The sequence below is a fragment of the Micromonospora sp. WMMD723 genome (genome assembly GCF_049863385.1).
Classification (GTDB): domain Bacteria; phylum Actinomycetota; class Actinomycetes; order Mycobacteriales; family Micromonosporaceae; genus Micromonospora; species Micromonospora wenchangensis.
Genome location: NZ_JBMKNR010000001.1, coordinates 2,930,057 through 2,956,880, shown reverse-complemented (window position 1 = coordinate 2,956,880; position 26,824 = coordinate 2,930,057). Strand labels below are relative to the sequence as shown.

The following is a 26,824-nucleotide window of genomic DNA, read 5'->3' as shown; positions in this document are numbered from 1 at the left end:
AGGTGAAAGATAGGCCAGATGAGCACGAACTTTCGCGCGACCCGACAAAAGTCCATCGGGTCGGCGGGCGGGTCCCCGGCCGCAGGATCGCGCGAAAAATCACTACCGGCACCCGGGGTGCAGTGGGTAGCGTGGCGGTACACGGGAAAGGAGGTGGTCCAGACTTGTATAGCAATCGGACTCGTGAGGTGGCTGTCCGCTAGCCGCTGTCCTCGACAGTGAACGACCAAGCATGATCGTCGAGACCGTGTGGCAGCGGTGCGGCGAATCCACGACAGCCACCCGACCCCCGGGGTGCCGACCCAGTCCAGTCGGCCCGTGCGCGAGCACGGAAGCCCCGGGGGTCGCTTCGTTCCCGGGGGAGGTCCGGCCGTGTCCATGCGGGAGCTGACGGTGCTCGGCACGGCCAGCCAGACCCCCACCCGGCTGCGCAACCACAACGGTTACGTGCTGCGCTGGGACGACGAGGTGATCCTCTTCGACCCCGGCGAGGGCAGCCAGCGCCAACTCCTGCACACCGGGATCACCGCCACCGACCTCACCCGGATCTGCGTCACCCATTTCCACGGCGACCACTGCCTCGGCCTGCCCGGCACCATCCAGCGGCTCTCCCTGGACCGGGTGCCGCACCCGGTGGCGGTGCACTTCCCCGCCGGTGGCGCGGAATACTTCGCCCGGCTGCGGCACGCCAGCAGCTTCCACGAGACCGCCGAGCTGGCCGTCGAGCCGATCGCCGCCGACGGGCAGCGGATCACCCTGGGCGTCGGCACGCTGGAGGCCCGCCGGCTGCGGCACCCGATCGAGACGTACGGCTACCGGCTGGTCGAGCCGGACGGCTGCCGGATGCTGCCGGAGCGGCTGTCCGCGTACGGCATCGGTGGGCCGGCCGTCGGGGAACTGCTGCGCGTCGGGCACCTGGACGTCGGCGGACGCCGCGTCACCCGGGACGAGGTGAGCGTCGTCCGGCCGGGGCAGCGGTTCGCCTTCGTGATGGACACCGGCCTCTGCGACGGGGTGTACGCCCTCGCCGAGCACGCCGACCTGCTGGTCATCGAGTCGACGTTCCTGGAGTCGGAGGCCGCGCTCGCCGCCGAGGTCGGCCACCTGACCGCCGGCCAGGCCGCCCGGGTCGCCACCGAGTCGGGGGTACGCACGCTGGTGCTCACCCACTTCTCCCAGCGGTACGCCGACCCGCACCGCTTCCACGACGAGGCCCGTGGGCACTTCGCCGGGGAGCTGGTGATCGCCGAGGACCTGACCACCGTGCCCGTCCCGCCCCGACGGGTAGCCTCGGCCGGGTGACCGTCACGCTCCGTCCCGCCGTCGCCGACGACCTGGTGCCGGTGGGCGCCCTGCACCAGCGGTCCCGGATCGCGGCGTACTCGTCGTTCCTGCCGCCGGAGGCGCTGGCCGACCCGACGCCCGAGGCGATGGGGGCGTACTGGGTGCAGCGGTGGACGTGGGAGCGCGACGAGCACCTGATGACCGTGGCCGAGCGGGACGGCCGGCTGGTCGGGTTCAGCTACCTCGGCCCGGACGACGAGGGCGACCCGGCGACCGGGCTGCTCAACGCCATCCACCTCGACCCGGCCGAACGGGGCCGGGGCACCGGCCGGGCACTGATGGTCGACGCGCTGGACACCATGCGGGCCCGGGGCTGGCGGCGGGCGGTGCTGTGGGTGCTGGAGAGCAACGCCCCGGCCCGGCACTTCTACGAGCGCGGCGGCTGGCGGGCCACCGGCGATCGTCGGGAGGAACGGATCGGCCCCGCCCGCACCCCGCAGCTGCGCTACGCCCGGCAGCTACCGGGCTGCTGACCGTCAGGTGCCGTCCCGGTCCGCGTCGACCGAGAAGTTGATCACTGAGAGATACCCGTCGCCGTCCTCGACCACCTTCATCAGCATGGTCTCGGCGAAGATGGTGTCGTTGTCGTTGAAGGTGTCCCGCCCGGTGTGCGCGGCGTACGGCGCGGCGGCGTACACCCGGCTGTTGAGGGCCTCGTCGAACATCATCTGGGTGGTGAGCACCCGGTCGTCGCCCACGTGCACCATCGCGTGGATGTGCGTGGTGCGGCCCCGGTACCAGCCCGGCCAGACGGTGGTGAACTCGACGATCCCGTCGGCGTTGGTGACCTGGGCACCGCGCAGGTAGCGCTTGTCGTCGGTCGGCGTCAGGTCCGCCGCCGACCCCTGCGCGCCACCGCCCGGGGCCGCGTCACCACCCGGTGGGTTGCCGGTGGGCGGGTTGCCCCCCGACGCGCCACCGGGCGGGACGCCGCCGGACGCGCCGGACGACTGGGCCTCGGCCCCCGAGTAGAGGCCCGCCGCGTCACAGTGCCAGATCTCCACGACCGCGTCGGCCAGCGGCCCGCACTGCTCACTGTCCTGCACCCGGATCGCCACCCGCAGCCGGGTACCCGCCCGGTCCTCCCGGATGTCACTGCGGATCTTGTCGGCGTCGAAGTAGTACGGGCCCTGCGTGGTGCTCGCGGTCAACGTGCAGGTGTTCGCCGCGCCGAACAGCGCGGCCAGGTCGGCCGACGTGCTGGCGGTCGCCTGCGGGGACACGGTTTCCCCGGTCGACGTGGTGACCGTGCCGCCGTCCCGGCCGCAGGCGGCGAGCAGACCGGCCAGGCCGATCGAGCCGACTCCGGCGATCAACCGGCGACGGCTGACCCGTTGCCCCTCGTGGTGGTCGAGGTCGTGGCGCATGTCGTTCCTCCCGTGGGTCGGTGCCTCTCGGCTGGTCCCGACGGTAGGCAGGCTGCACGGACGCGCTCTGTGCCGCTCCTGTGCCACGGCTGTGAACTGTCGCCCCGGGCACACCTGCGGGGCCCCTCCCACCGGAAGGGGCCCCGCAGGTGTGTCGGGTCAGTGCGCGCCGAGGTGGGCGAGCAGGTCCTGCCGGGTCAGTACGCCCTTGGGCTTGCCGTCGACCAGCACCAGCGCCGCGTCGGACTTCTCCAGCATGCTCACCGCCTCGCTCACCGGCTGACCGCCACCGATCATCGGCAGCGGGTCGGCCATGTGCCGTTCGATGGTGTCGTGCAGGTGCGCCTGACCGGTGAACAGGGCGTCCAGCAGATCCCGTTCGGCGATCGAGCCGGCCACCTCCCCGGTCACCACCGGCGGCTCGGCCTTGAGCACCGGGAGCTGGGAGACGCCGTACTCGCGCATGTAGTCGATGGCGTCGCGGACCGTTTCGGTCGGGTGCACGTGCACCAGCTCGGGCAGGCCACCCGGCTTGCTCGCCAGCGCGTCGGCGACGGTCGGCTCGGTGCCGGAGTGGTCGAGGAAGCCGTACCGGGCCATCCACCGGTCGTTGAAGATCTTGGACAGGTAGCCCTTGCCGCTGTCCGGCAGCAGCACCACGACCACGTCGTCCGGGCCGGCGGCGCGGGCCACCTCCAGCGCCGCCACCACGGCCATCCCGCAGGAGCCGCCGACCAGCAGGCCCTCCTCGCGGGCCAGCCGTCGGGTCATCTCGAAGGACGCCTTGTCGGAGACCTCGACGATCTCGTCGGCGATCCCCCGGTCGTACGTCTCGGGCCAGAAGTCCTCGCCGACCCCCTCGACCAGGTACGGCCGGCCGGTGCCGCCGGAGTAGACCGACCCTTCCGGGTCCGCCCCGATCACCCTCACCCGCCCCTCGGACGCCTCCTTGAGGTAGCGCCCGATGCCGGAGATGGTGCCGCCGGTGCCGACCCCGGCCACGAAGTGGGTGAGCCCGCCCCCGGTCTGCTTCCACAGCTCCGGCCCGGTCGTCTCGTAGTGCGAGCGCGGGTTGGCCGGGTTGCTGTACTGGTCGGGCTTCCACGCGCCGGGGATCTCCCGGGCCAGCCGGTCGGAGACGTTGTAGTACGACCGGGGGTCCTCCGGGGCGACGGCGGTCGGGCAGACCACCACCTCGGCCCCGTACGCCCGCAGCACGTCCTGCTTGTCCTGGCTGACCTTGTCGGGGCAGACGAAGACGCAGTGGTAGCCCTTGAGCTGGGCGACCAGCGCCAGCCCGACCCCGGTGTTGCCGCTGGTCGGCTCGACGATCGTGCCCCCGGGCCGGAGGATCCCGGCGGCCTCGGCGTCCTCGACCATCCGCAGGGCGATCCGGTCCTTCACCGAGCCGCCCGGGTTGAGGTACTCCACCTTGGCCAGCACGGTCGCCCGGATGCCCGCGGTGACGTTGCGCAGCCGCACCAGCGGGGTGTTACCGATCAGGTCGACGACGTTGTCGTAGTACTGCACCTCGTTGTGCCCTTCGTTGCGGCGCCGGGGACGGCGGCCTGGCAGACGGTCCTTCGTCGCTCAGCGTACGTGCCCTCAGAGGGTCACATGACCGGGGATGACGGAGGCCCGGCGGGCCTCCCACTCCAGGAAGCGCTCGGTCTCCGACAGCACGCTGCCGGCCAGCCAGGTGACCATGACGGCGTCGTCCACCAGACCGAGCACGGTCAGGAACAGCTCCGGCACCAGGTCGACGGGCGACACGACGTAGACCGTCGCCGCCGTCATCATCGCCAGCCGGAGGCCGCCGTCGTACTCGCCCCGGGCGGTGGCCCGGATCATCCGGGGCAGCGCCGCCAGCCGGGTGCCCAGCGACGGACCACCCCGGGCGCCGGCCGCCAGCGACCGGGCCAGCGCCGTGAAGGCCGCGGTGCGCTTCAATGTCCTACCCATCTCATCCAGCCCCTCTCCACCGACCAGCGTGACTGGCCCGCGCAAGCCGTCGCCACCTGCGGCGGGCGACCACGGGTGGGCCCCGCCCCCGGATCAGGTACCCAGAACCGTCGCCGCCCAGCCCCGAAAACCGGCCGTCCCGACGGAGGCGGGGTGACGCTGCGGCGCGATAATGTCGCTGTATGGGGGTGGCAGGTTCCGTCGTACCGCCCGGTCCGCGCTGGCACCGCGCCCGGCAGGTGGCCCGGCTGGCGGCGATCGGCACGGGTGCCACCGCGGCGGCCGTCGCCGCGACCGGCGGCGTGCTGCTCGGGCAGGCCCGGCAGGCCCGGCGCACCATCCCGATGGCGCAGGCCCCGCCCCCGCGCTGCGACGGCGTCTACGGTGCCAAGATCCCCGGCCCACCGCTGACCATGGTGATCCTCGGCGACTCCTCCGCCGCCAGCTACGGGGTGGCGCGACGCCGCGAGACCCTGGGCTCGCTGCTGGCCACCGGGCTGTCCCGGCGGCTGCACCGGGCCGTACGGGTGCACCGCTTCGCCGTGGTCGGCGCGCTCTCCGCAGGTCTGCGCCCACAGGTCGAGGCGGCCCTGGAGTGCACGCCGGACGTCGCGGTGATCCTGGTCGGCGGCAACGACATCACCAACCGCACGCCCTACTCCGTCGCGGTCCGCCACCTGGTCGACGCGGTCCGCACGCTGCGCGCCGCCGGTTGCGAGGTGGTCGTCGGCACCTGCCCCGACCTGGGCGCGATCCGGCCGATCCAGCCCCCGTTGCGCTGGCTGGCCCGCCGGTGGAGCCGGCAGCTCGCCACCGCCCAGACGGTCGCGGTGGTCGAGGCGGGCGGGTGGACGGTCTCCCTCGGTGACCTGCTCGGCCCCCGGTTCGCCGCCGAACCGACCCGGATGTTCGCCTGGGACCGGTTCCATCCCTCCGCCGAGGGTTACGCGATGGCCGCCGCCGCGCTCCTGCCGACCGTGCTGTCGGCGCTCGGTAGCGGGGAGCGCCGGCCGATGCTGGCCCCGGGCGAGGGCGTACGGTCGCTGCCCCAGGCGGCCCACGAGGCGGCCCGCACCGCCGGCACGGAGGTCAGCGGCACGCAGGTCCGTGGCCGGGACCACGGCCCGGCCGGCCGCTGGGCGCAGCTACGGCGGCGGGCCTTCTTCGGCGTCGGCCCGGTGCCGCAACCCGGCACCGCCGCCGACTCACCCCAACTGGAGGGACTGGCATGAGCGAGCGCAGCGAGCGAACCACCGGGTGCCGGGGGTGCCCCGCCGGGCCGGTCACCGCCGCCGTGGGCGTCCGGGCGGTGACACCGTGACGGGCCGCTCGCTCGGCGGCGAGCTGGCCGTACGCCTCGGCAAGGCCGCTGCGGTCTCCCTGGTCGCCGGGACGATCGGTGGTGCGGCGGTGCTCGCCGGTCAGGCGGTGGCGGCCCGTAACCGCGACTACGCCCAGCCGGAGCTGGGGCTGGCGCTGCGGGCCACGGTCGGCCGGGTCGGTGCCCCGCTGCTGCGGCTGGTGCTGCTGGGTGACTCCTCGGCGCTCGGCGTCGGGGTGGCCCGCTTCGACGAAACGGTCGGCGGTCAGCTCGCCCACCTGTTGACCGAGGGGCCGACCGGCCGTCGGGTGCACCTGTCCAGCGTGGGGGTCTCCGGGTCCCGCTCCACCGACCTGTCCACCCAGGTGGCCCGGGCGCTGCTGGGTGACCGGCCGGACGTCGCGGTGGTGCTGATCGGGGCGAACGACGCCACGGCGATGAGCCGGCCGGCGGAGGCGGCGGCGTACCTCGCCTCGGCGGTACGCCGGCTGCGGGAGGCGCGGGTCGAGGTCGTCGTCGGCACCTGCCCGGACCTGGGCGCGGTGCGCGCGGTGGCCCCGCCGCTGCGGCAGGTGATCGGCTGGTCGGGCCGGCGGGTCGCGCGGGCGCAGACCGCCGCCGTGCTGGAGGCCGGCGGCACGGTCGTCGACCTGGGTACGGAGACCGGGCCGGTGTTCCGGGCCGACGCGGGGACGCTCTGCCACGACGGCTTCCACCCGTCCGCCGACGGGTACCGGGTCTGGGCGCACGCCCTGTTGCCGGCGGTCGTCGCCGCCGCGAACGTCGCCTCCCGGCACTGACCGGCATCGATCCCATCCCGCCGGCTGCGACGGGTCGCGGCCGGCGGGCGGGTCCGACCGGGCCGGCACGGGTGACATTTCCCGCTGGTCGGCGTCCTTCCGCGCCAAGTTACCGTCAAGTTAACGTTGGTTCATGCCGATTGAGTCGTCCCGCGACGCCGTCATCGTCGCCACCGCCCGGTCCCCCATCGGCCGTGCGTTCAAGGGTTCGCTGCGCGAGGTCCGCCCGGACGACCTCGCCGCCACCATCGTGAAGGCCGCGCTGGACAAGGTTCCCGGGCTCGACCCGACCACCATCGACGACCTCTACCTCGGGTGCGGGCTGCCCGGCGGCGAGCAGGGCTTCAACATGGCCCGGGTGGTCGCCACCCTGATGGGCCTGGACGGGCTGCCCGGGGCCACGCTGACCCGCTACTGCGCGTCGTCGTTGCAGACCACCCGGATGGCGATGCACGCGATCCGGGCCGGCGAGGGCGACGTCTTCGTCTCCGCCGGGGTCGAGATGGTGTCCCGGTACGCCCGGGGCAACTCCGACACCCTGCCGCCCGAGGCGCAGGAGCTGGTCGGCGGCGGTTGGGAGAACCCGCGCTTCGCCGAGGCGCGGCAGCGGTCGGCGGCCCGCGCGCAGGGCGACGCCGAGGTGTGGACCGACCCGCGTGAGGCCGGGCAGCTCCCCGACATCTACCTCGCCATGGGGCAGACGGCGGAGAACCTGGCCCAGGTGTACGACGTCACCCGGGAGGAGATGGACGCGTTCGGCGTCCGCAGCCAGAACCTCGCCGAGAAGGCCATCGCCGACGGCTTCTGGGCCCGGGAGATCACCCCGGTCACCACGCCGGACGGCAGCGTGGTCGACACCGACGACGGGCCGCGCGCCGGGGTCACCCCGGAGGCGGTGGCCGGGCTGAAACCGGTCTTCCGCCCGGACGGCCGGATCACCGCCGGCAACTGCTGCCCGCTCAACGACGGTGCCGCCGCCGTGGTGGTGATGAGCGCCCAGCGGGCCGACGAGCTGGGGCTGACCCCGCTGGCCCGGATCGTCTCCACAGGCGTCACCGCCCTGTCGCCGGAGATCATGGGCCTCGGCCCGGTCGAGGCGTCCCGGCAGGCGCTGCGCCGGGCCGGGATGACCGTCGACGACGTCGACCTGGTCGAGATCAACGAGGCGTTCGCCGCCCAGGTGATCCCGTCGTACCGGCAGCTCGGCATCCCGCAGGACAAGGTCAACGTGATGGGCGGGGCGATCGCCGTCGGCCACCCGTTCGGGATGACCGGCGCCCGGATCACCGGCACCCTGCTCAACGCCCTGCAGTGGCACGACGCGACGATCGGCCTGGAGACCATGTGCGTCGGTGGCGGTCAGGGCATGGCGATGGTGCTCGAACGGCTGAGCTGAGCCCTACAGCGCGCTGCGGGTCGCCGCCACCAGGGCGGCGGCCCCGGCCAGCACCGCCTCCGGCGGACCGGCCGCGACCAGGTCCGCCGCGACCAGCCGGAGCTGGTCGGGCAGCGCCATCGGATGCGCCAGCCGGGGTACGTCCCGCCGCGGCCCGCCCTCCGCGTCGGCAGCCAGGTCGGCGATCTCCTGCACCAGCTTGTGCACCAGGTCGGCCCGGGACACGTTGCCGCCCGCGGCGACCGCCGCCCAGCGTGGCTGCTGCCAGTGCCCCACCTGACGGACCAGCGACGTCACCGCCCGGTCCAACTCCGCTGCGCTCATCGTCGGCGAGTCTACGCACCACCTGCCGGCCCCGGGCCGGCCGCGCAGACGACGACGCCCGCCACCGCAGGGTCGCGGTGGCGGGCGTCGGGTGCGAAAACCGTCAGTCGTCGCCCTGGAAGTAGCTGATCAGGCGCAGCATCTCCAGGTAGAGCCAGACCAGGCTGACCACGATGCCGAACGCGGCGGTCCAGGAGTAGCGGGCCGGCAGCCCCATCCGGACGCCGTCCTCGACCTCCTTGAAGCTGAGCACGAAGCTCAGCGAGGCGACCACGATGCAGACCAGGCTGAACCCGATGGCCAGCGGGCTGCCGTCGCGCAGGCCGGTGTTCACGCCGAACAGCGCGAGCACCAGGTTGATCAGCATGACGGCGAACAGGCCGGCCATCACGGCGATCATGCCCTTGACGAACTTGGGGGTGGCCCGGATGACACGCGCCTTGTAGAGCATGGTCATCACGAAGAAGACGCCGAAGGTGGCGACCACGGCCTGGAGCACGATGCCGTCGTAGGCCGTCTCGTAGACCTTGCTGACCAGGCCGACGAACGCGCCCTCGACGATCGCGTACGCGACGACCAGGGCCGGGTTGGCGACCCGGGAGAACGAGATGATCAGGCCGAGGACCAGGCCGACCATCGCGGCGCCGATCCAGGCGACGCCGAGCACCGAATCCGGCACCACGATCCAGGCGGCGGCGGCGGAGACGCCGAGGATGGCCAGGAGCGCGACGGTCTTGACGACGACGTCGTCGACGGTCATCGTGCCGGACACCGTCGGGGCGACCGGGGAGCCCGGCTGGCCCGGGTACTGCTGCGGAATGCCGGGCTGTCCGTAACCGTACGGCCCGGGCTGGGCGTACCCGGCGGAACGCTCCCGCTCGGCCGCCTGGCCGAGCCGGGCGAGCACCGGGTTCGAGGTCTTCACTGTCAGGCCTCCCTCAGGGGGTCAGTCGCACGCAAACGTGCCCTTCCAGGGTAAACGCCGGGGCACGACCGCCGCCGGTCGGGAGGCTGTGGGAAAGCTGAGAGTGTGGTGCCCGGGGCGGGTCTCGAACCCGCACGCCTTGCGGCAGCCGCTTTTAAGGCGGCCGTGTCTGCCGTTCCACCACCCGGGCGGGGCGCGTCACGTCGATGCGCGACGGTGCAGTCTCACGGTAGCCGTTCCGCGTCGCCCCGGCGTACCCCGTCCACGCGTGCCGGACGGCGAACGCCGGTCGCCCCCACCCGGGAGCGGGTGGGGGCGACCGGCGGGTCGGTGCGGCGGTCAGGCCGCCCTGCTGGTGATCGGGATCGGCTGCGACGCCTCGGCGAACTCCTCGCGCGGGTCGTGCAGCTGACCGAGCGCGACCACCTCACGCTTGAGGAAGAACGCCAGCGACCAGTCCACCACGACCCGGACCTTGCGGTTGAACGACGGGATCCGGCTCATGTGGTACGTCCGGTGCATGAACCAGGCCGGCCAGCCCGTCATCTTGATGCCGTACACCTGGGCGACGCCCTTGTGCAGGCCGAGGCTGGCCACGCTGCCGGCGTGCTTGTGCTTGTAGTCGACCGGCTCCCGGCCCCGCACCACCAGCGCGATGTTGTCGGCCATCCGGGCGGCCTGCCGCACCGCGTGCTGGGCGCTCGGCGAGCAGTAGTTGCCCGGTTCCTTGGTGAGGTCCGGGACGGCCGCGCAGTCACCGGCGCTCCACGCCCCCTCCACCACCCGGTCGCCGTCGACGACCTGGAGGGTGGGCAGGCAGGTGACCCGACGCCGCTCGTCGCGGGGGAAGTCGGTGCGGTCCAGCATCGGCGACGGCTTCACCCCGGCCGTCCAGACGATGGTGTCGGAGCGGAAGCTGTCGCCGTCGGAGAGCTTCACCACACCGTCGACGCAGGACTCCAGCCGGGTGTCCAGCCGGATGTCCATGTTCCGCTTGAGCAACTGCTGCACCGTGTACGCGCCCATGTCCCGGTCGACCTCGGGCAGCACCCGCTGGGTCGCCTCGACCAGCACCCAGCGCATGTCGTCGGGCTCCAGCTCGGGGTAGTAGCGCAGCGCGTCCCGGGCCATGTCCTCCATCTCGGCCAACGCCTCGATGCCGGCGTAGCCGCCGCCGACGAAGGTGAAGGTCAACGCGGAGCGACGGACCTCGGGGTCCGGCGTGGCGGCGGCCACGTCGAGCCGGTCCAGCACATGGTTGCGCAGGTAGATGGCCTCGCCGATGGTCTTGAACCCGATCCCGTGCTCGTGCAGGCCGGGGATCGGCAGGGTGCGGGACACCGATCCGGGGGCGACGACCACGTGGTCGTAGGGGATCTCCCGGGTCGGGCCGGAGATCGGCTGCACCACGGCGGTCTTGCGACTGTGGTCGATCCGGGTCACCGCGCCCGCGACGACCTTGCACTTGCGCAACTCCCGCCGCAGCGGCACCACGGAGTGCCGGGGCGAGATGTTGCCGGCCGCCGCCTCGGGCAGGAACGGCTGGTACGTCATGTGCGGCTGCGGGTCGACCACGACGACCTCGGCCTCACGGGAGCTCAGCTTCTTGGACAGGCGCAGAGCGGCGTACAGGCCCACGTGCCCGGCACCCACGACAAGGATCCGCTTCGGATTCACGTATCCATCTTTCCCCGGGCGGCTGCGGTAATACCCCTCGAGACCCCCATCTGTGACGGAGCACAACACCTGTGAGCTGCGCAACGTCGCGCTATCTGCGGCGCAGCAGCCAGCCCAGCAACCCGGTCAGACCCACCGCCACCAGCAGTCCCACCACTGTGGCGGTCTGGAAACCGTCATCCGGGCCGAGTTGCCCCGAGCGGGTCAGCAGCACCCCGATCACCGCCGACGCCAGCACCACCGCGCCGGCCCGGGTGAGCCAGCGCAGCACGACGTCCGGGTCGATCGCCCCGTCGTAGGGCAGCACGGCCAGCAGGGCGCAGAGCGTGTGCCCGAGGTAGAGCAGGGTCGCCACCGCCAACAACCGCCACAACGTGATCGGCCGGTCGTAACCGGCCGAGGCGAACACCCAACCGCCGACCGTGACCAGCGCGGCGAAGGTCGGCCAGATCCGGCGCGGGGCCACCGCCGGCAGCACCGCCACCACCGTCAGCGCGAGCAGCGACCGGGCCTGGAACAGCTCCACCGGGTACGCCAGCAGCAGCCCGGCCAGCACCACCAGGAAGGTGAGCCCGCGCACCAGCAACGGCAGCAGGGCTACCCGGCGTACCGCCGTGCGCGCCGCCCGGACCCGTTCCCGGACCGCGTCCACCGGGCTCACCGGCCACCCACCCGGGGTGCGGTCGCCAGCCGGGCGACGTCCCGCAGCACCTGGTCCAGGCTGCCCGCCCCCGCCCAGCCCACCACCGGCACGCCGTGCTCCCGCAGTTGCGTGATCATCGTGTCCCGGTCCAGCCGCCACAGCCGGTACGCCACCGGCGCCCAGCCCTGCTCACCGGGCGGGGCGAGGTCGGTCGGCAGGGTGTCCACCGCCACCACGAACCGGCCGCCCCGGGCCAGCCGGGCCAGCATCTGCGCGGACCGCTCGTCGAGCAGCGGGGTGAGCACCACCACCAGCGCGTCGGCGGAGAGCACCTGCGGGCCGAAGACCTGGTCGTACGGCTCGTGCGGGGAGGACTCGGCGTGCACGTCGAGCAGCCACTCCAGGACGGTCAGGTACTGCCGCCGGCCGGTGGCGGGGCGCAGCCGACGGGCCGCCGGACCGTACTCCAGCAGGGCCACCCGGTCACCCCGGTGCAGGTAGTGCTCGGCGATCGCGGCGGCGGCCCGGACGGTGGTGTCCAACACGGACGCCGCCCCGGCCACCCCGCCGGAACGCCCCGCCTCGGCCAGCACGTCGAGCAGGACGACCACCTCGGCGTCCCGGTCGGACAGGGTCGACGCCACGTGCAGTTGCCGGGTCCGCAGCGACACCCGCCAGTCGATGCGGCGCAGCCGGTCCCCCGGCCCGAAGACACGTACCCCGGCCAGTTCGCCGCCCTCCCCCGGCCGCCGCGAGTGGTGCGCGCCGACCAGCCCGGCGGCCCGGGGCATCGCCTCCACCGCCTCGAACGGTTCGGTCTTCGGGTACACCCGCATCCGCACCGGCTCGGTGAGCACCGCCCGGGAGACCAGCAGCCCGTCGGCGGCGGCGGCACGGGCGCCCGCCGGCCCGATCGGGTGCCGCCCCCAGCGCAGCGCGGTGCCGGTCAACTCCAGGTCGACGGCGGTGCCGCTGGACAGCGCGGTGACGAACGGCCGGTCGGCCCCACCGGCGCGGCTGACGTCCAACCCGATCCCGCCGAAGCCGGCCCGGCGAACCGACAGCCACGGCGAGATCCGGGTCCGGACCACCACCACGTCGTACGGCACCGTGTCCGGGTTGCCCACCACCACCGCGCCGGCCAGATCGCCCCCCTCGACCAGCTGGGCGTCCCCGGCGGTGATCTCCAACTGCGGGGCGGCGGTGGGCCGGCGGCGCAGCGCGTACGCGGTGCCGAGCGCGAACGGGGTGGCCAGCACGACCAGGTCGACCCGGCCGAGCAGCACCGCGGCGATCAGCAGCAGGCCGGTGAGCAGCACCGCACGGCCGAGCGCCCAGGTGGGCGACCAGCCGGCGGCCGGCTCCTGACGGTCAGGCACGACGATCAGCGCCCGGCCCGGCCGGCCGCGTAGCTGGGCAGCGCGCCGCTGGCCGGCGCCGGGGTCTGCTCCAGCACCTCACCGACCACGAACGACGGGTCGACCCGGCGCAGCCACATCTCCGGGCGCAGCGTGATCCGGTGCGCCAGCGCGGGGGCCGCCACCTCCTTGACGTCCTCCGGCACCACGTAGTCGCGGCCGGCGAAGACGGCCCGGACCCGGGCCAGCAGCAGCAGCGCCAGCGAACCCCGGGGGGACGCCCCGACCAGCACCGACGGGTGTTCCCGGGTGGCCGCGGTGAGGTCCACGATGTACTTGCCGACGGAGTCCTCCACCACGACGTCCTCCAGCGCGGCCTGCATGGCCCGCAGGGTGCCGGCGTCGACCACCGGCTCGATCTGCGCCTCCTCGCGGCGGCGGTCCATCCGGCGGCGCAGCACCTCCCACTCCTCGTCACGCTGCGGGTAGCCGAACGACACCCGCAGCAGGAACCGGTCGAGCTGCGCCTCGGGCAGCGGGTACGTCCCCTCGTACTCGATCGGGTTGGCGGTGGCCAGGACGTGGAACGGCTCGTCGAGCCGGTAGGTGACACCCTCGACGGAGACCTGCTTCTCCTGCATCGCCTCCAGCAGCGCCGACTGGGTCTTCGGCGGGGTCCGGTTGATCTCGTCGGCGAGCAGCAGGTTGGTGAAGAGCGGGCCGGCGCGGAAGGAGAAGTCGCCGCTGCGCTGGTCGTAGAGGAACGAGCCGGTGACGTCGGCGGGCAACAGGTCGGGGGTGAACTGGAGCCGGCGGAAGTCCAGCCCGAGGGCCTGGGCGAAGGAGCGCGCGGTCAGCGTCTTGCCCAACCCCGGCAGGTCCTCCAGCAGCACGTGCCCGCCGGCCAGGATGCCGGCGAGCACCAGTTCCAGGGCCTCCCGCTTGCCGACCACGACCGTGCCGACCGCGTCCAGCACCGCCCGGGCCAGGTGGCCGACCTCCGTGGCGGGAATGCTGCGGTCCACGTCGTTCATCAGATCTTCTCCAGTTCGGCGACGATCGCCGCGAGGTCGCGCGGCGACGGGGGACGGCGGGAGGGGGTGTCGAGGAAACTCCACAGCGGCTCCCCGAGCAGGGCCCGGGCCCGGGGCGGGTCGGACTCCCGGGTCAGGCCGTGGCGTTGGCGCAGCCGCTCGTCGGCCAGCTCGCCGAGGCGGGGCAGAATACGTTCGGTGAACCGTTCCGCGTTGTCCGAGGACCAGTCCAGCGGGCGTTCCCAGCCGTTGATGGCGGCCCGCAGCGCGTCCCGGGCCGCCCAGTTGTAGGTGCCCGGCTCCTCACCGGCGGGGGCGCGGGCACCGCCCCGGGGCGGGGGCGGCGGGGCCAGCGCGGCGGTGACCCGGCGGACCGCGAGCACCGCCAGCACCCCGGCCACCACGATCCCGAGCGACAGTTGCAGGCCGACCGCGCGCAGCCCGACCACGACCACGGCGGTCACCCCGGCGGCGGTCAGCAGCAGCCGGAACGCCTGCCGGGCGCGTCCACCCCGGACCCGGCCCGCACGGGCCGGCGGCTCCTCCTCGAAGGAGAACAGGTCGTCGAGGCCGGTCGACTCGCTCACCGTGCCACCCCACCGGGTGCGCCGTGGCGGGCGGTCACGCCGGCACCTGCGGGTCGGCCAGGGCGGTGAGTTCACCGCGCAGCCGGCGCAGCGCCCCCCGGGCCTGGTCCCGCATCCGGGCGTCGACGGCCCGGGTGGCGTAGCGGGCCTCGCGGTAGACGTGGGCGAAGCCGTCCAGCACGTCGGCGCTGGCGATGGCGGGCACGCCGGCCGCCGGGTCGCCGCGCAGCAGCCGGGTCACCAGGTCGGTCGGGGTGTCCCCGGTGAGCCTCGGCACGCCGGCCTCGGTGGCGGCCTCCTCCAGCCGTACCCAGCAGGCGATGACGGCGGTACGCGGGTCGGTGTCGGCGTCGTCCAACTCCTCCAGACCGGCGTCGAGCGCGGCCACCACCTCCCGCGCGGTGCCCTCGGCGGTCCGTCGGGCCCGCGCCACCGGGACCGCCCGGGTGGTCCGCCGCAGCGCGCCGCGCAGCAGGGTGAAGGCCAGGTAGCCCAGGGCGGCCAGGATCGCCGTGGCGAGCAGCCCGATCGCCGCCGTGGCGATCCACTGCGGGACGCTCGGTCGGGTCTGCGCGGCCTCGGTACGCGGCTCGACCGGGATCGACCGGGCCGGCTCGGCGGAGGGGTAGTCCGGTACGTAGGGGATGTTGTCGGCGGCCGGCGGGATGCGGCTGGCCCCGATCGACGAGTGCCCGGCGGCAAGCGCGGCGGCCAGCAGCAGCAGCGTCACCAGGGCGACGGGCCACCACCTGCGCAGTACGCCGAGGTCCATCGCCACCGTCCCACGCTGCTCAGTCCACCCCCGCGAGCTGCTTCGCCCGGGCGAACACATCGTCCAGCATCTGTGTGGTCAACCGCCCGGTGAAGGTGTTCTGCTGGCTGACGTGGTAGCAACCGAGCAGATCGGGAACGGCCGACCCGGACCAGTGTGCCCCATGGCCGAAGACCGGTCGCGGGCTGGGCGGCCGGACGCCGTACACCTGGCGTAGCACCGGCCACCACGCCGCCCAGGCGAACGCGCCGAGCGCGACGACCACCCGCAGGGTGGGTCGGATCAGCGCCACCTCCCGGTGCACCCACGGGGCGCAGGTGTCCCGCTCGGCCGGGGTGGGCTTGTTGTCCGGCGGGGCGCAGCGCACGGCGGCGAAGATCCGGACCCCGGTGAGGGCGAGGCCGTCGTCGGCGGCGACGCTTGTCGGCTGGTTGGCCAGCCCGGCCCGGTGCAGGGCGGCGAAGAGCACGTCGCCGGAGCGGTCGCCGGTGAAGACCCGGCCGGTCCGGTTGCCGCCGTGCGCGGCCGGGGCCAGGCCGAGGATGCCGATCCGGGGTTCGGACACCGGACCGGGCGGGGTGGCCGGCGGGCCCGCGCCGCCGCGCCCGGTGCGGTTGTCCGGGGCGCCGAAGCCGGGCACCGGGCGGCCCCAGTAGTCCTGGTCGCGGAACGCGGCCCGCTTGGTCCGGGCGACCTCCTCCCGCCAGTCGACCAGGCGCGGGCAGGCGAAACAGTCGCTGACCGCCGCGTCGAGGTCGGCCAGGCCGGTCGCCCGCGCGGCGCGGGCGACCACCTCGGCGGGGGTACGGGACTCAGCCAAGCTTGGCCCGGAAGAGTTCGAGGGTACGGGCCCAGGCGGTGGCGGCGGCCCGCTGGTCGAAGTTCTCCGGCCGGTCCTCGTTGAAGAACGCGTGCGCGGTGCCCGGGTAGTCGTACGTCTGGCAGGTGCCCCCGGCGTTCTCGACGGCCCGGCGCACGGTCTGTACGCCGTCGGCGGCGGACAGGCCGTCGGCCTCGGAGCAGTGCACGACGGCCGCCTTGCCCGCGTAGTCGGTCCACTCGGCGGGCATCCCGTCCCACGGCAGCCGGGGGTAGAAGGCGGCGGTGGCGACGATCCGCTCGGCCCGGGTGGCCGCCCACAACGCCAGGCTGGCCCCGGCGCAGAAGCCGGCGCACCCCACCTTGCCGGTCACCTCGGCCCGGCCGGCGAGGTATTCCGCCGCCACGGCGATGTCGGCCGCCGCCTCGTCCATCTGGACGCTGTTGAGCATCTGCCGGGGCTCGCTCGGCTTGCTGGCGGGCTGACCGTGCCGGAAGTCGGGGGCCAGCGCGACGAAGCCGGCGTCGGCGAACCGGTCCACCACCGAACGGATGTGCGGGACGAGGCCCCACCAGTCCTGGATGACGATGACCGCCGGGCTGGCCGTGCCGCTGGACGGTATCGCGAGATACCCCTCGCCGGTCCCCGCGTCGCGGCGGTAACGCACCATCTCGCCCATCGGCCCGTCCTCCTGTCGGTCAGTCATCGTTGGCTGGTCGCAGGGCGTTCCTACGTGTCGGTAGCCTGCCACGCCGTACGCGTGCCGGGAAGATGCCGGAACAGTGGCATATACCTCCCGTTCACCGAAGGGTGGCGTGCAACACGCCGACGGCGGCGCGGGATTCCCGCGCCGCCGTCGGCGGATCGTCGTACCGGCCCGGTCAGGCCCTGCCGGCCGGCCCGGTCAGGCCCTGCCGGCCGGCCCGGTCAGGCCCTGCCGGTCACGCCTTCTTGGTGAGGCAGAGCAGGTAGCCCTTGCCGCCCGGGGCGATGTTGTAGAAGACGTAGCCGTCCTCACCCTCCTTGATGTACTGCTCGCACGCCTTGCCGGTCTTGGCCTGCGCCTCGGTCTGCTCCTCCACCCGGCCGACCACGTTGTAGACGGCCTCGGTCGAGGTGCACGTCACCACCTTGGCGTCGCTCACCGACTTCTCCTGCGTGCCGGTCACCTCCGGCAGCTCGGCGATGCAGTCGCCGGCCTTCGCCTCGGCCGTCTCGTCGGGGTTGAGGAAGTTGCCGATGGCATTGGCGACGCCGAACTTCAGCGCCGCGATCACCAGGAAGGCGACGATCGCGCCGATGATGCCGAGCGCCTTCTTCGCGCCGCCACCCTTGCGCTCCTCCGGCTGCGCGGCGGAGGCCGGGGTCACCGGTTCGGGCTGGCCCACCTGCTCTGCCTGCGGCGCGGGGGACGATGCGACCTGCTCTGACACTGAATTTCCTTCCGAGGGGTGAATGAGCAGACGACAACGTAGCGACGAAGATCAGCGCGTGCTGCCCCGTCCCCATCGTCCGTTCAGCTATTTCCCAGGAACGACAGGTCAGCTGGTGGCGGTGGGCAGGGGCACCCCCGCCGGCCCGGACACCGAGGGCGACGCGACCGGCACGGATCCGGTGGGCACCGGGGTGCCCGGCGCGGTGGCCGTCGGTACCGGGGTGCCCGGCGCGGTGGCCGTCGGCACCGGGTTGCCCGGCGCGGTCGGCGACGGCGACCCGCCGGGGCCCACGCCGGACCCGGGCGGGAGCGGGGCGACGGCCGGCGGTCGCGGCCGGAACGGCGCCTGCTGCGGGCAGTACGGGTAGCCGCGCTGCACCGGGTTGACGTCGGGCAGGGCGGGATCGTCGCAGGCCGGCCAGCCCAGCCGGATCGGGGTGCCGTTCTGGTCGAAGAGCCGGGCGTTCTCCACCAGCCGCCCCTCGCTGTCGTAGACGTAGACGTCCTGCACCTCGTTGTACGGGTTGTCCACCGAGGTCGACTCGTAGCCGTAGTCGTAACCGGAGCGGGCATGGTCGTCCACGTCCGCCACCGCGCCGATCGCGAACAGCGCCAGCACCACCGAGCTGGCGTGCAACGCCCAGCGCCGCCAGGACCGCAGCTCGGGGGTGCGTCGACCCAAACAGACGGAGCCGTAGAGCAGGCCGGCGAACATCAGCAGGCCGACGAACTCGTTACCGTCGAGCCGGGGCAGCAGGCCGAGCGGCCCGTCGGTGCTGAGCGCGGTGAGCAGCATCGCGGCCAGGTAGGCGCGGGCCACCCACCACGCCGGACGCAACAGTCGCAGGAACTCCCCCGCCGTGGCGTGCCCGAACACGGGGCCGAACCGACTGTCGAGCCGGTCGACCCGGGCCCGGGCCCGCCCCAGCGCGGCGGCGATCCGCCGCTCCAGCGCCCGACGGCCGGCCGCCGGGTCACCCGCCCCGGCGGCTGCGCGCAGCTCCGCCGCGTACGCCTCGGGGGTGCCGAGCCGGTCGACCAGGGAACCGTCGGCCTCCGCGGCGACCTCGACGAGGTGTTCCGGGAGGTCCTCGGTCAACTCCTCGCGGGCCTGCGGTGGCAGGTCGGCGAGCGCCGCCCGCACCCGCTCGACGTAGTCCGTGATTTCCTGCCCAGTGACGGTCATGCCGCCATCCCCCGATCGTCGAGCAGCTGGTCCATCGTCGTGGCGAACGCGCGCCAGGTCTTGCCGGAGCGGGTGAGCTGGTCACGGCCGGCGGCGTTGAGCGCGTAGTACTTACGGTGCGGGCCGGCCTCGCTCGGCACGACGTAGGTGGTGAGCAGGCCGGCGGCGAAGAGCCGGCGCAGGGTGCCGTAGACCGAGGCGTCGCCGACCTCTTCCAGCCCGGCCTCGCGCAGCCGGCGCAGGATGTCGTAGCCGTAGCCGTCGGAATCCCGCAACACGGCCAATACGGCCAGGTCGAGCACACCCTTGAGTAGTTGTGTGGTGTCCACGCATCACACACTACTGCGCACTGCGCACTACCGTCAACAACGCGATACCAGGCTCGAACCCCCGCCCCTCAATGCCGCCCCCGGCCCCCGGCCACGCCTCGCCCCCCGGCCCCGGCACGCCTCGCCCCCCTGCCCCGGCCCGGCGGCCCAGGCCCGCCTCGCCCCCTGGCCCCGGCCCCGGCCCGGTGATCAAGAGATTCGAGTCATCCCCGCCCGGATTCTCGACGCCAACCTCTTGATCACCACGCCATGGCCCCGTGACCAAGAGGTTGGCGTCATCCCCGACGGGGTTCTTGACGCAAACCTCTTGATCACGGGGCTCGATGTCGAGCGGGCGAGGACGGAGAGAGGGCGGAGGGAGGGTGTTGGTCAGCCGTCAGACGGGTTGCTGGCTCCAGGCGATGCCGTCGAGGATGTCGTGTTCGGAGGCGACCACCGAGGACATCCCGGCCCGCTCCATGATCACCTTGAGCACCAGCGCGCCCGCTCCGATCACGTCCGCCCGGCCCGGGTGCATCACCGGGATCGCCAACCGCTGCGCTGCGGTCCGGCCCAGCAGGTCGGCGGTCACCCCGGCCACCCGCTCGTACGGCACCCGGGCGTGGTGGATGCGCTGCGGGTCGTACTCCTGGAGGTCCTGGGCGATGGCGACGACGGTGGTGACCGAACCGGCGAGCCCGACCAGCGTGGCGGCCTCCCGGCCGGGGACGGCGGCGAGCGCCCGGTCGACGGCGGCGGCGATGTCGGCCTGCGCGGCGGCGACCTCGTCGGCGGTCGGCGGGTCGCCGTGCAGGTGCCGTTCGGTCATCCGGACACAGCCGATGTCGACCGAGATCGCCGCCTGCACCCCGGAGTCGCGGGTGCCCACCACGAACTCGGTCGAGCCGCCCCCGATGTCGACCACCAGGTACGGCGGCTCCGCGTCGGCGGGCAGCCCCCGCACCGCGCCGGTGAACGACAGCCGTGCCTCCTCGTCGCCGCTGACCACCTCGGGCGCGACCCCGAGGGTCTGCTCCACCATGGCCCGGAAGTCGGCCGCGTTGCTGGCGTCCCGGGACGCCGAGGTGGCGCACATCCGGACCCGGTCGACGCCCAACTTGTCGATCTCGGCGGCGTACCCGGCCAGTGCCACCCGGGTCCGCTCGATCGCCTCCGGGGCCAGCCGGCCGGTCCGGTCGACGCCCTGACCGAGCCGGACGATCTCCATCCGGCGGGCCAGGTCGACCAGTGGGGCCTGCGGCCCGGCCGACGGGTCGGGCAGGTCGGCGACCAGCAGGCGGATGGAGTTGGTCCCGCAGTCGATGGCGGCCACACGCGTCGTCACGGCAGCAACCCTACGGCAGCCGCCGACCGCCCACCCCGGCACCGACCGCGCACGCGCACCCCCGACCGGGCGCTGTGGCACCGACCGGGCACGGTGGCACCGACCGGGCACGCGCAGCCGCCGACCGCCCACGGCCGACACCGACCGGCGGCGGTCACCGACGCCGGGACAGTCGTCGCAGCAGCAGCCACGGCACCCAGGCCAGCACGGCGAGCAGCACCAGCAGCGCCAGCAGCGGCGCCCGCCACCACGGGTCCACCGTCGCCGGTGGTGGGTCGGCGGGCGCGGAGACCCACGGGCGGGCGGTCTTCGACCAGGCCAGGAAGGCGTCGCCGATCGGGAGCAGACCGAAGGCGTACCGGCGGGTGTGCGGGGTGTCCAGCGGAAAACCGACCAGTTCGCCGTAGTTGGCCAGCGCCCCGGCCAGCGCGTCGTCGCCCTGCACCTGGGCCGCGCCGAGGGTCACCACGGTGGCGGAGAAGCTCACCCCGAGCGGCAGCGGCCCCGAGTCGACGTCCCCCGGGCCGTCCAGACCGCGCGGATACTCCCGCACGGCCGGGCCGAGCCCGAGCGGCGACACCACGAACCCGGTGCGGAAGCGCAGATACTGCTCGCGGGCGAAGGTCGGGTCGATCTCCGGCAGGAACCGCTGGATGACGCTCTGCGAGGTGCCCCGGGCCACCTCGGCCGGCGCGCCGGTGCCCGGGTCGACCCGGTGCGGCAGCAGACCGGTACGCGGGTCGAGCCGCTGGCGTACCCCGTCCAGCCAGCGTGCCGTGGTCCGGTCGAACCGGGGCGGCAGCAGATGGTCGTGCAGCCGCAGCGAGGCCACCGCCACCGTCGAGTCGACCGGCCACGCCTGCCCCGGATAGGCGGCGAGGTACGGCGTGGCCGAGGCGTCGAACGCGGCGGCCAGCGTGGTCGACGCCTCGGTGAACCGGCGCACCTCGGCCGGGTCCCGCTCCGACGCCGGTTGCAGGGCGAGCACCCCGCCGCGCAGCCAGTTGGTCCAGCCGGCGTGGAAGACGCCGTACGCCGGGGTGAGGTCGGCGCTGAACGGGGCCGTGCCGGCCGGGGACTCCAGCCGGGCCAGCGCCCACCGGGCCTCCCGTAGCGCCTCGTCGCGTCCCTGCGGTGGTTGCCGCAGGCCGGTCTCCACCCGGGCCAGCCCGTACAGCGCGTGGGCGAAGAACCAGCCCTCCGGGAACATCGCCTGGGCGTCCTCGCCGGCACCGTCGTCCAGTTCGGCCCGCAGGTAGTCCAGTTGCCGGTCCACCCCGGGCGGCTGGCGGTCGACGCCACCGGTCGCCGGGGCGATCAGCCGGGCCACCCCGACCAGCGCGAACAGGGTCACCAGGGCGGCGGGCAGGGCAACCAACCGGCGCAGGATCGTCACCGGCCCAGGGTGCCGGGCCGGGTCAAGACAGCCGGGGCTAGAGGCGCAGCAGCATCCGGGTGTTGCCCAGGGTGTTCGGCTTGACCCGTTCCAGGTCGAGGAACTCGGCGACGCCCTCGTCGTAGGAGCGCAGCAGCTGCTCGTAGACGGGCTGCGGCACCGGGGCGCCGTCGATCTCGGTGAACCCGAACGCGCCGAAGAACGCCGTCTCGAAGGTGAGCACGAAGATCCGGGCGATGCCCAACTCCCGGGCGGCGTCGATCAGCTCGGTGACGATCCGGTGGCCGAGCCGCCGCCCCCGACAGGCCGGGTCGACGGCCACGGTACGGATCTCGGCGAGGTCCTCCCACATCACGTGCAGCGCCCCGCAGCCGACCACCCGCCCGTCGCCGGTGACCGCGACCCGGAACTCCTGCACGTCCTCGTAGAGGGTGACGGTGGCCTTGCTGAGCAGCCGCCGGTCGTCGGTGTAGGTGTCGACCAGCCGGCGGATGCCGCGTACGTCGCCGGTGCGGGCCCGGCGTACCACGATCTCGTCGGTCATCTCACCCGGCCGCCGGCACGTCCACGCAGGGCCCGGCCGCCCACCACTTCTCCACCAGGGCGAGTGTCTCGTCGCCGAACGGGTTGACCCCGGGGCCGGCACCGAGCGCGTGGCCCAGGTGCACGTGCAGGCACTTCACCCGGCCGGGCATCCCCCCGGCGGAGATGCCGGCGATCTCCGGCACCTCGCCGATCGCGGCCCGGCGGGCCAGGTAGTCCTCGTGCGCGGCCCGGTACCGGTCGGCCAGCTCCGGGTCCTCGGCGAGCCGCTCGGCCATCTCCTTCATCAGCCCGGCCGACTCCAGCCGGCTGCACGCCGCCGTCGCCTTGGGGCAGGTCAGGTAGAACAGCGTCGGGAACGGGGTGCCGTCGGCGAGCCGGGGGGTGGTCTCCACCACGTCGGGCAGGCCGCACGGGCAGCGGTGGGCCACCGCCCGGGTGCCGCGGGGCGGGCGTCCGAGCTGCGCGGCCACCGCGGCCAGGTCGGCCTCGGTGGCCGGCTGGTGCTCCGGCGGGGGTACGGAGTCCGCCGCCGGCTCCTGCGGTGGTACGACAGTCACGGTGCCCATCTCTCGTTCGGTACGCGGGTGCTGCTCACTGGTCGGCGGCTTCGCCGTTCGCCGCCCGGACGCTCGACCACAGGGTGTCGTACCAGGGGGCGGGGGCCTTCGGCGCGGCCGGCGGCCGACCGCCGTTGGCGTCGCGGGCCGCGCCGTCGGCGTCGTTGAGCACGATCACCGGGGTCTCGCCCGGGGCCACCATGTAGAACCGTTCCCGCGCCTTGATCTTGATGTATTCGGGGTCCTGCCACTTCGCCGCCTGGGCGGACAGCTCGGCGATCTCCTCGCGCTGGGCGGCCTGGCTGGCCTCCATCCGCTCGATGTCGACCTGCTGGTCGAGGTAGACCCGGACCGGATAGGTGTAGGCCAGGGCGAGCGCGAGCAGCACCGCGAACAGGACGGTGGCCCGGCCGGTGAACCGTCGGGGGTGGGGTGCGGCGAGCCGGCGGATGGTGCCGCCGGCCGCCGTCCGGCGCGCCGCCGCCGGGCGGTTGGCCGACCGGACACCGTCGACGCCGCGCGAGCGGGCCGCGGTGGTCCGCGCCTCGGCGCGGACCCCGCCGTCGCGCAGCGGCGTGCGGGCGCCCCGGGCCCCGCCCGGCCGACCGGTCGGCCGGCGGGCCGGGCGTTGGCCACCCGGTGTGCGGCGCTGCTGCATCGTCACACCCCTCCCCCCGAGGTTCGCCCGGGTCAGGCCGAACGGTAACGCGGGAACGCGCCGACGCCGGCGTACCGCGCCGCGTCGCCCAGCTCCTCCTCGATCCGCAGGAGCTGGTTGTACTTGGCGACCCGGTCGGAGCGGGCCGGGGCACCGGTCTTGATCTGGCCGCAGCCGGTGGCGACGGCCAGGTCGGCGATGGTGGTGTCCTCGGTCTCGCCGGAGCGGTGGCTCATCATGCACTTGAAGCCGGCCCGGTGGGCCAGGTCCACGGCGTCCAGCGTCTCGGTCAGCGAGCCGATCTGGTTGACCTTGACGAGCACCGCGTTGGCGGCCTTCTCGGTGATGCCCCGGGCGATGCGCTGCGGGTTGGTGACGAACAGGTCGTCGCCGACGATCTGGATCCGGTCGCCGACGGCGGCGGTCAGGGTGGCCCAGCCGCTCCAGTCGTCCTCGGCCAGCGGGTCCTCGATGGAGACGATCGGGTAGTCGCCGATGAGCTTGGTGTAGTAGTTGCTCATCTCCTCGGCGCTCTTGGCCGCGCTCTCGAACGTGTAGGTGCCGTTGTCGAAGAACTCGGTGGCGGCCACGTCGAGGGCGAAGACGATGTCGGTGCCCAGCCGGTAGCCGGCCTTCTCGACCGCCTCGGCGATCAGGTCCAGCGCGGCGGCGTTGCTGGGCAGGTTGGGGGCGAAGCCGCCCTCGTCGCCCAGGCCGGTGGAGAGGTCCTTCTTCTTGAGCACCGACTTCAGCGCGTGGTAGACCTCGGCCCCGGAGCGCAGCGCCTCGCGGAAGCTGGACGCCCCGATCGGCGCGATCATGAACTCCTGCACGTCGACGTTCGAGTCGGCGTGCGCCCCACCGTTGAGGATGTTCATCATCGGCACCGGCAGCAGGTGGGCGTTCGGGCCGCCGAGGTAGCGGAACAGGCTCAGCTCGGCGCTGCCGGCCGCGGCCTTGGCCACCGCCAGCGAGACCCCGAGGATCGCGTTCGCGCCCAGCTCGCCCTTGTTGTCGGAGCCGTCGAGGTCGAGCATCTTCTGGTCGATCAGCCGCTGCTCGCTGGCCTCGTAGCCGATGAGCTGGTCGACGATCTTGTCCTCGATGTTGGCGACCGCGTTCTCGACGCCCTTGCCCAGGTAGCGGCCCTTGTCACCGTCGCGCAGTTCGACCGCTTCGAAGGCGCCGGTGGAGGCGCCGGAGGGTACGGCGGCGCGGGCGATCGTGCCGTCGTCCAGCCCTACCTCGACCTCGACCGTGGGGTTGCCCCGCGAGTCGAGAATCTCCCGGGCGACGATTCCCTCGATGGTTGCCACTGAGTCGCTCCTCGTTCGTGTGTGCGAATCCGGTTCGGGCCGCGACGGTGCGGCTGAGGCAGGTGTGTTGAACGCAGCGTATCGGGCGACACCCGACGCCACGGCGTCCGGGGACACGTAGCCCACCCCTAATCGGTACGCCGGGACGGACATTCCCGGATTCTCGCCCCTGAACCGGCAACCGGTTTGCGCCGGGTGGACCCGATCGACCACGCTGGTCGCCATGCCCGCCGTCTCGACCACCCTCCGCGTGCTCGCCGTGTCGGTCATCGCGTCGCTCACCGTCACCGGCTGTCAGACCCTCGACGACGCCGGACGCACCCTCGGCCGCGCCGATCTGATCAACGATCTCGCCACCCGGCTCGACGAGTCGCTGGTGCGGACCTGGACGGCCGAGTACCGGCTCGCCGGTGGCCGGAACTTCACGATCGCCCAGACGAAGGAGCCGGCCCGCTCCGCGTACACCTGGACCGCCGGCAAGATCACCGTCTCCGAGCAGGCCATCACCAGGTGCGGGACCACCGCCGGGCGGACCACCTGCACGGTCGAGCCGCCGGTGCTGATGTCCGGCAAGGCCGCCGTGCCGCTGTTCACCGAGGCCCGCAAGGCCGGCCTGGTCACCCCGCCGGCGGTGATCGGCCTGCTCACCGAGGCCGCCCTCGACCCGGCGGCCCAGGTCAAGCAGACCGACACCACGATCACCGGGCACCACGCCACCTGCGTCGAGGTCCGCCGGGCCGCCGGGAACTTCGACACCTGCGTCACCAGCGAGGGTGTGCTCGGCAGCTTCACCGGGGTGCTCGACGGCCAGCCCGTCGAGTTGACCCTGGACCGCTACACCGACTCGGTGACACCGACAGCGTTCGACCTGCCCGCCGGCGCCGGGGTGACCGACCGCCGACCGGCGACGTCGTGACGGCCCCCCCGCCCGCAGACCCCACCCCCGCCGTCGACCCGGCGCCCGCGCCCGACGACCTGGGCCTGCTGGTGGCCGGCCACCGGCTCCTCACCACCCCCGACGGGGGCCTGCCCCGGGTCGGCGAACTGCCGGCCGGGACCGGCTGGGTGCCGGTGGGCACGCTCGACGGGGTGCCGGCCTGGGCGGCGGCACCGGACGGGGCGACCCGACCGGCCGGGCGCTGGCGCAGCTGGCGGGCGCTCGCCGCCGAGCTGCCCGAACCGCTCGCCACGCTCGCCGGGAGGGCGGTGGCCGTGGTCACCTTCCGGCGTACCCACCGCTGGTGCGGGGCCTGCCGGGCGGAACTGGCCGACGTGCCAGGCGAGACGGCCCGCCGCTGCCCCGCCTGCGACCTGTACGTGCCGCTGCGGCTCTCCCCGGCGGTGCTGGCGGCGATCACCCGCCCCGGCCCGGCCGGCGGCCCCACCGAGCTGCTGCTGGTGCGGCACGCGTCCGGCCCGACCGGGCTGTGGGCGCTGGTCGCCGGCTTCGTCGAGGCCGGCGAGTCGTTGGAGACGGCGGTCCGCCGCGAGGTCACCGAGGAGGTCGGGCTGGCCCTCGGCAGCGTCGACTACTTCGGCAGCCAGCCCTGGGCGATCTCCGGGCCGGGGGTGCTGCTCGCCGGCTTCACCGCCACCGCCGCCGACCCCACCGCCGAGCCGGAGGTGGACGGGCGGGAGCTGGTGCGGGCCCGCTGGTTCCCGGTGGACGCGCTGCCGGCCGAGCTGCCCCCGGCGTACTCGATCTCCCGCTGGCTGGTCGACGCGGTCGCCGCCCGCGGTTGAGCCG

At 73.9% G+C, this 26,824-nt stretch carries 29 protein-coding genes and 1 tRNA gene; 7 read left to right on the top strand and 23 right to left on the bottom strand.

The window, feature by feature from the left end:
- Positions 1-372 precede the first annotated feature (372 nt).
- Positions 373-1,302, top strand: coding sequence for a ribonuclease Z (locus ACN261_RS13540; protein ID WP_421485597.1), 930 nt, complete (start codon positions 373-375; stop codon positions 1,300-1,302).
- Positions 1,299-1,817 carry a GNAT family N-acetyltransferase gene (locus ACN261_RS13535; RefSeq protein ID WP_421485595.1) on the top strand — a complete coding sequence of 173 codons (519 nt, stop codon included), beginning with the start codon at positions 1,299-1,301 and terminating at the stop codon, positions 1,815-1,817. Before ACN261_RS13540 ends, ACN261_RS13535 begins: the two co-directional genes overlap by 4 nt.
- Before the next feature lie 3 nt (positions 1,818-1,820).
- On the opposite strand, the gene ACN261_RS13530 is transcribed toward ACN261_RS13535, so the two are convergent.
- The 3 genes from ACN261_RS13530 to ACN261_RS13520 all read right to left on the bottom strand — a co-directional run bounded on the left by ACN261_RS13530 (position 1,821) and on the right by ACN261_RS13520 (position 4,673).
- On the bottom strand, positions 1,821-2,711 hold the full coding sequence (locus ACN261_RS13530) for a hypothetical protein (protein WP_421485594.1): 891 nt from the start codon (positions 2,709-2,711) through the stop codon (positions 1,821-1,823).
- A gap of 159 nt (positions 2,712-2,870) precedes the next feature.
- Positions 2,871-4,241: a cystathionine beta-synthase gene (locus ACN261_RS13525; protein WP_421485593.1), complete on the bottom strand. Its 1,371-nt coding sequence runs from the start codon at positions 4,239-4,241 to the stop codon at positions 2,871-2,873.
- 75 nt (positions 4,242-4,316) lie between these two features.
- On the bottom strand, positions 4,317-4,673 hold the full coding sequence (locus ACN261_RS13520) for a YkvA family protein (protein ID WP_357931790.1): 357 nt from the start codon (positions 4,671-4,673) through the stop codon (positions 4,317-4,319).
- Positions 4,674-4,855: 182 nt separating this feature from the next.
- Between ACN261_RS13520 and ACN261_RS13515 the strand changes: the two genes are divergently transcribed.
- The 3 genes from ACN261_RS13515 to ACN261_RS13505 all read left to right on the top strand — a co-directional run bounded on the left by ACN261_RS13515 (position 4,856) and on the right by ACN261_RS13505 (position 8,190).
- Positions 4,856-5,905, top strand: a complete 1,050-nt coding sequence (locus tag ACN261_RS13515; protein WP_421485590.1) for an SGNH/GDSL hydrolase family protein — start codon at positions 4,856-4,858, stop codon at positions 5,903-5,905.
- A gap of 85 nt (positions 5,906-5,990) precedes the next feature.
- The gene (locus ACN261_RS13510; protein ID WP_204928294.1) at positions 5,991-6,794 is read left to right on the top strand and encodes an SGNH/GDSL hydrolase family protein; all 804 of its coding nucleotides are present in this window, start codon (positions 5,991-5,993) and stop codon (positions 6,792-6,794) included.
- Between the two features lie 133 nt (positions 6,795-6,927).
- Complete coding sequence (locus ACN261_RS13505) at positions 6,928-8,190, top strand: acetyl-CoA C-acetyltransferase (protein WP_421485589.1); 1,263 nt, start codon at positions 6,928-6,930, stop codon at positions 8,188-8,190.
- Positions 8,191-8,193: 3 nt separating this feature from the next.
- Here ACN261_RS13505 and ACN261_RS13500 read toward each other — a convergent pair whose 3' ends face one another.
- The 20 genes from ACN261_RS13500 to eno all read right to left on the bottom strand — a co-directional run bounded on the left by ACN261_RS13500 (position 8,194) and on the right by eno (position 25,077).
- A complete protein-coding gene (locus ACN261_RS13500; protein WP_425850327.1) occupies positions 8,194-8,514 on the bottom strand; it encodes a hypothetical protein in 321 nt (106 codons plus the stop codon).
- A 103-nt stretch (positions 8,515-8,617) separates the two neighbouring features.
- Positions 8,618-9,439, bottom strand: a complete 822-nt coding sequence (locus ACN261_RS13495) for a Bax inhibitor-1/YccA family protein (protein WP_421485587.1) — start codon at positions 9,437-9,439, stop codon at positions 8,618-8,620.
- A 106-nt stretch (positions 9,440-9,545) separates the two neighbouring features.
- Positions 9,546-9,629, bottom strand: a tRNA-Leu gene (locus ACN261_RS13490).
- A gap of 149 nt (positions 9,630-9,778) precedes the next feature.
- Positions 9,779-11,116 (bottom strand): NAD(P)/FAD-dependent oxidoreductase, encoded by a 1,338-nt coding sequence (locus tag ACN261_RS13485; RefSeq protein ID WP_420118857.1) that lies wholly within the window; start codon positions 11,114-11,116, stop codon positions 9,779-9,781.
- Positions 11,117-11,207: 91 nt separating this feature from the next.
- Positions 11,208-11,768 carry a hypothetical protein gene (locus ACN261_RS13480; protein ID WP_421487003.1) on the bottom strand — a complete coding sequence of 187 codons (561 nt, stop codon included), beginning with the start codon at positions 11,766-11,768 and terminating at the stop codon, positions 11,208-11,210.
- Positions 11,769-11,773: 5 nt separating this feature from the next.
- A complete protein-coding gene (locus ACN261_RS13475; protein ID WP_425850325.1) occupies positions 11,774-13,138 on the bottom strand; it encodes a DUF58 domain-containing protein in 1,365 nt (454 codons plus the stop codon).
- Between the two features lie 5 nt (positions 13,139-13,143).
- Entirely contained in the window at positions 13,144-14,151 is a 1,008-nt protein-coding gene (locus ACN261_RS13470) for an AAA family ATPase (protein WP_204928298.1), read from the bottom strand.
- Positions 14,151-14,738, bottom strand: coding sequence for a hypothetical protein (locus tag ACN261_RS13465; RefSeq protein ID WP_421485584.1), 588 nt, complete (start codon positions 14,736-14,738; stop codon positions 14,151-14,153). The genes ACN261_RS13470 and ACN261_RS13465 overlap by 1 nt, the downstream gene beginning before the upstream one ends.
- Positions 14,739-14,772: 34 nt before the next feature.
- The gene (locus tag ACN261_RS13460) at positions 14,773-15,510 is read right to left on the bottom strand and encodes a DUF4129 domain-containing protein (protein ID WP_421487002.1); all 738 of its coding nucleotides are present in this window, start codon (positions 15,508-15,510) and stop codon (positions 14,773-14,775) included.
- Between the two features lie 19 nt (positions 15,511-15,529).
- A complete protein-coding gene (locus ACN261_RS13455; protein WP_425853594.1) occupies positions 15,530-16,303 on the bottom strand; it encodes a uracil-DNA glycosylase in 774 nt (257 codons plus the stop codon).
- Positions 16,304-16,322: 19 nt separating this feature from the next.
- Complete coding sequence (locus ACN261_RS13450) at positions 16,323-17,009, bottom strand: dienelactone hydrolase family protein (protein ID WP_204928311.1); 687 nt, start codon at positions 17,007-17,009, stop codon at positions 16,323-16,325.
- Positions 17,010-17,271: 262 nt separating this feature from the next.
- A complete protein-coding gene (locus tag ACN261_RS13445) occupies positions 17,272-17,763 on the bottom strand; it encodes an LppU/SCO3897 family protein (RefSeq protein WP_421485583.1) in 492 nt (163 codons plus the stop codon).
- Positions 17,764-17,871: 108 nt separating this feature from the next.
- Entirely contained in the window at positions 17,872-18,951 is a 1,080-nt protein-coding gene (locus ACN261_RS13440; RefSeq protein WP_425850324.1) for an HAAS signaling domain-containing protein, read from the bottom strand.
- Complete coding sequence (locus tag ACN261_RS13435) at positions 18,948-19,280, bottom strand: PadR family transcriptional regulator (RefSeq protein WP_088642881.1); 333 nt, start codon at positions 19,278-19,280, stop codon at positions 18,948-18,950. The genes ACN261_RS13440 and ACN261_RS13435 overlap by 4 nt, the downstream gene beginning before the upstream one ends.
- Before the next feature lie 376 nt (positions 19,281-19,656).
- Entirely contained in the window at positions 19,657-20,592 is a 936-nt protein-coding gene (locus ACN261_RS13430; protein ID WP_425853593.1) for an exopolyphosphatase, read from the bottom strand.
- A 166-nt stretch (positions 20,593-20,758) separates the two neighbouring features.
- Positions 20,759-22,000, bottom strand: a complete 1,242-nt coding sequence (locus ACN261_RS13425) for a hypothetical protein (RefSeq protein WP_425850321.1) — start codon at positions 21,998-22,000, stop codon at positions 20,759-20,761.
- 37 nt (positions 22,001-22,037) lie between these two features.
- Entirely contained in the window at positions 22,038-22,544 is a 507-nt protein-coding gene (locus tag ACN261_RS13420; RefSeq protein WP_302740766.1) for an amino-acid N-acetyltransferase, read from the bottom strand.
- A 1-nt stretch (position 22,545) separates the two neighbouring features.
- The gene (locus tag ACN261_RS13415; protein ID WP_421485579.1) at positions 22,546-23,103 is read right to left on the bottom strand and encodes a DUF501 domain-containing protein; all 558 of its coding nucleotides are present in this window, start codon (positions 23,101-23,103) and stop codon (positions 22,546-22,548) included.
- Between the two features lie 34 nt (positions 23,104-23,137).
- Positions 23,138-23,761, bottom strand: a complete 624-nt coding sequence (locus tag ACN261_RS13410) for a septum formation initiator family protein (RefSeq protein WP_421485578.1) — start codon at positions 23,759-23,761, stop codon at positions 23,138-23,140.
- A 32-nt stretch (positions 23,762-23,793) separates the two neighbouring features.
- Positions 23,794-25,077, bottom strand: a complete 1,284-nt coding sequence (gene eno / locus ACN261_RS13405; protein ID WP_194821928.1) for a phosphopyruvate hydratase — start codon at positions 25,075-25,077, stop codon at positions 23,794-23,796.
- Between the two features lie 223 nt (positions 25,078-25,300).
- Between eno and ACN261_RS13400 the strand changes: the two genes are divergently transcribed.
- Positions 25,301-25,993, top strand: coding sequence for a hypothetical protein (locus ACN261_RS13400; RefSeq protein WP_088642876.1), 693 nt, complete (start codon positions 25,301-25,303; stop codon positions 25,991-25,993).
- Positions 25,990-26,820 (top strand): NAD(+) diphosphatase, encoded by an 831-nt coding sequence (gene nudC, locus ACN261_RS13395; protein ID WP_425850319.1) that lies wholly within the window; start codon positions 25,990-25,992, stop codon positions 26,818-26,820. Before ACN261_RS13400 ends, nudC begins: the two co-directional genes overlap by 4 nt.
- Positions 26,821-26,824 lie beyond the last annotated feature (4 nt).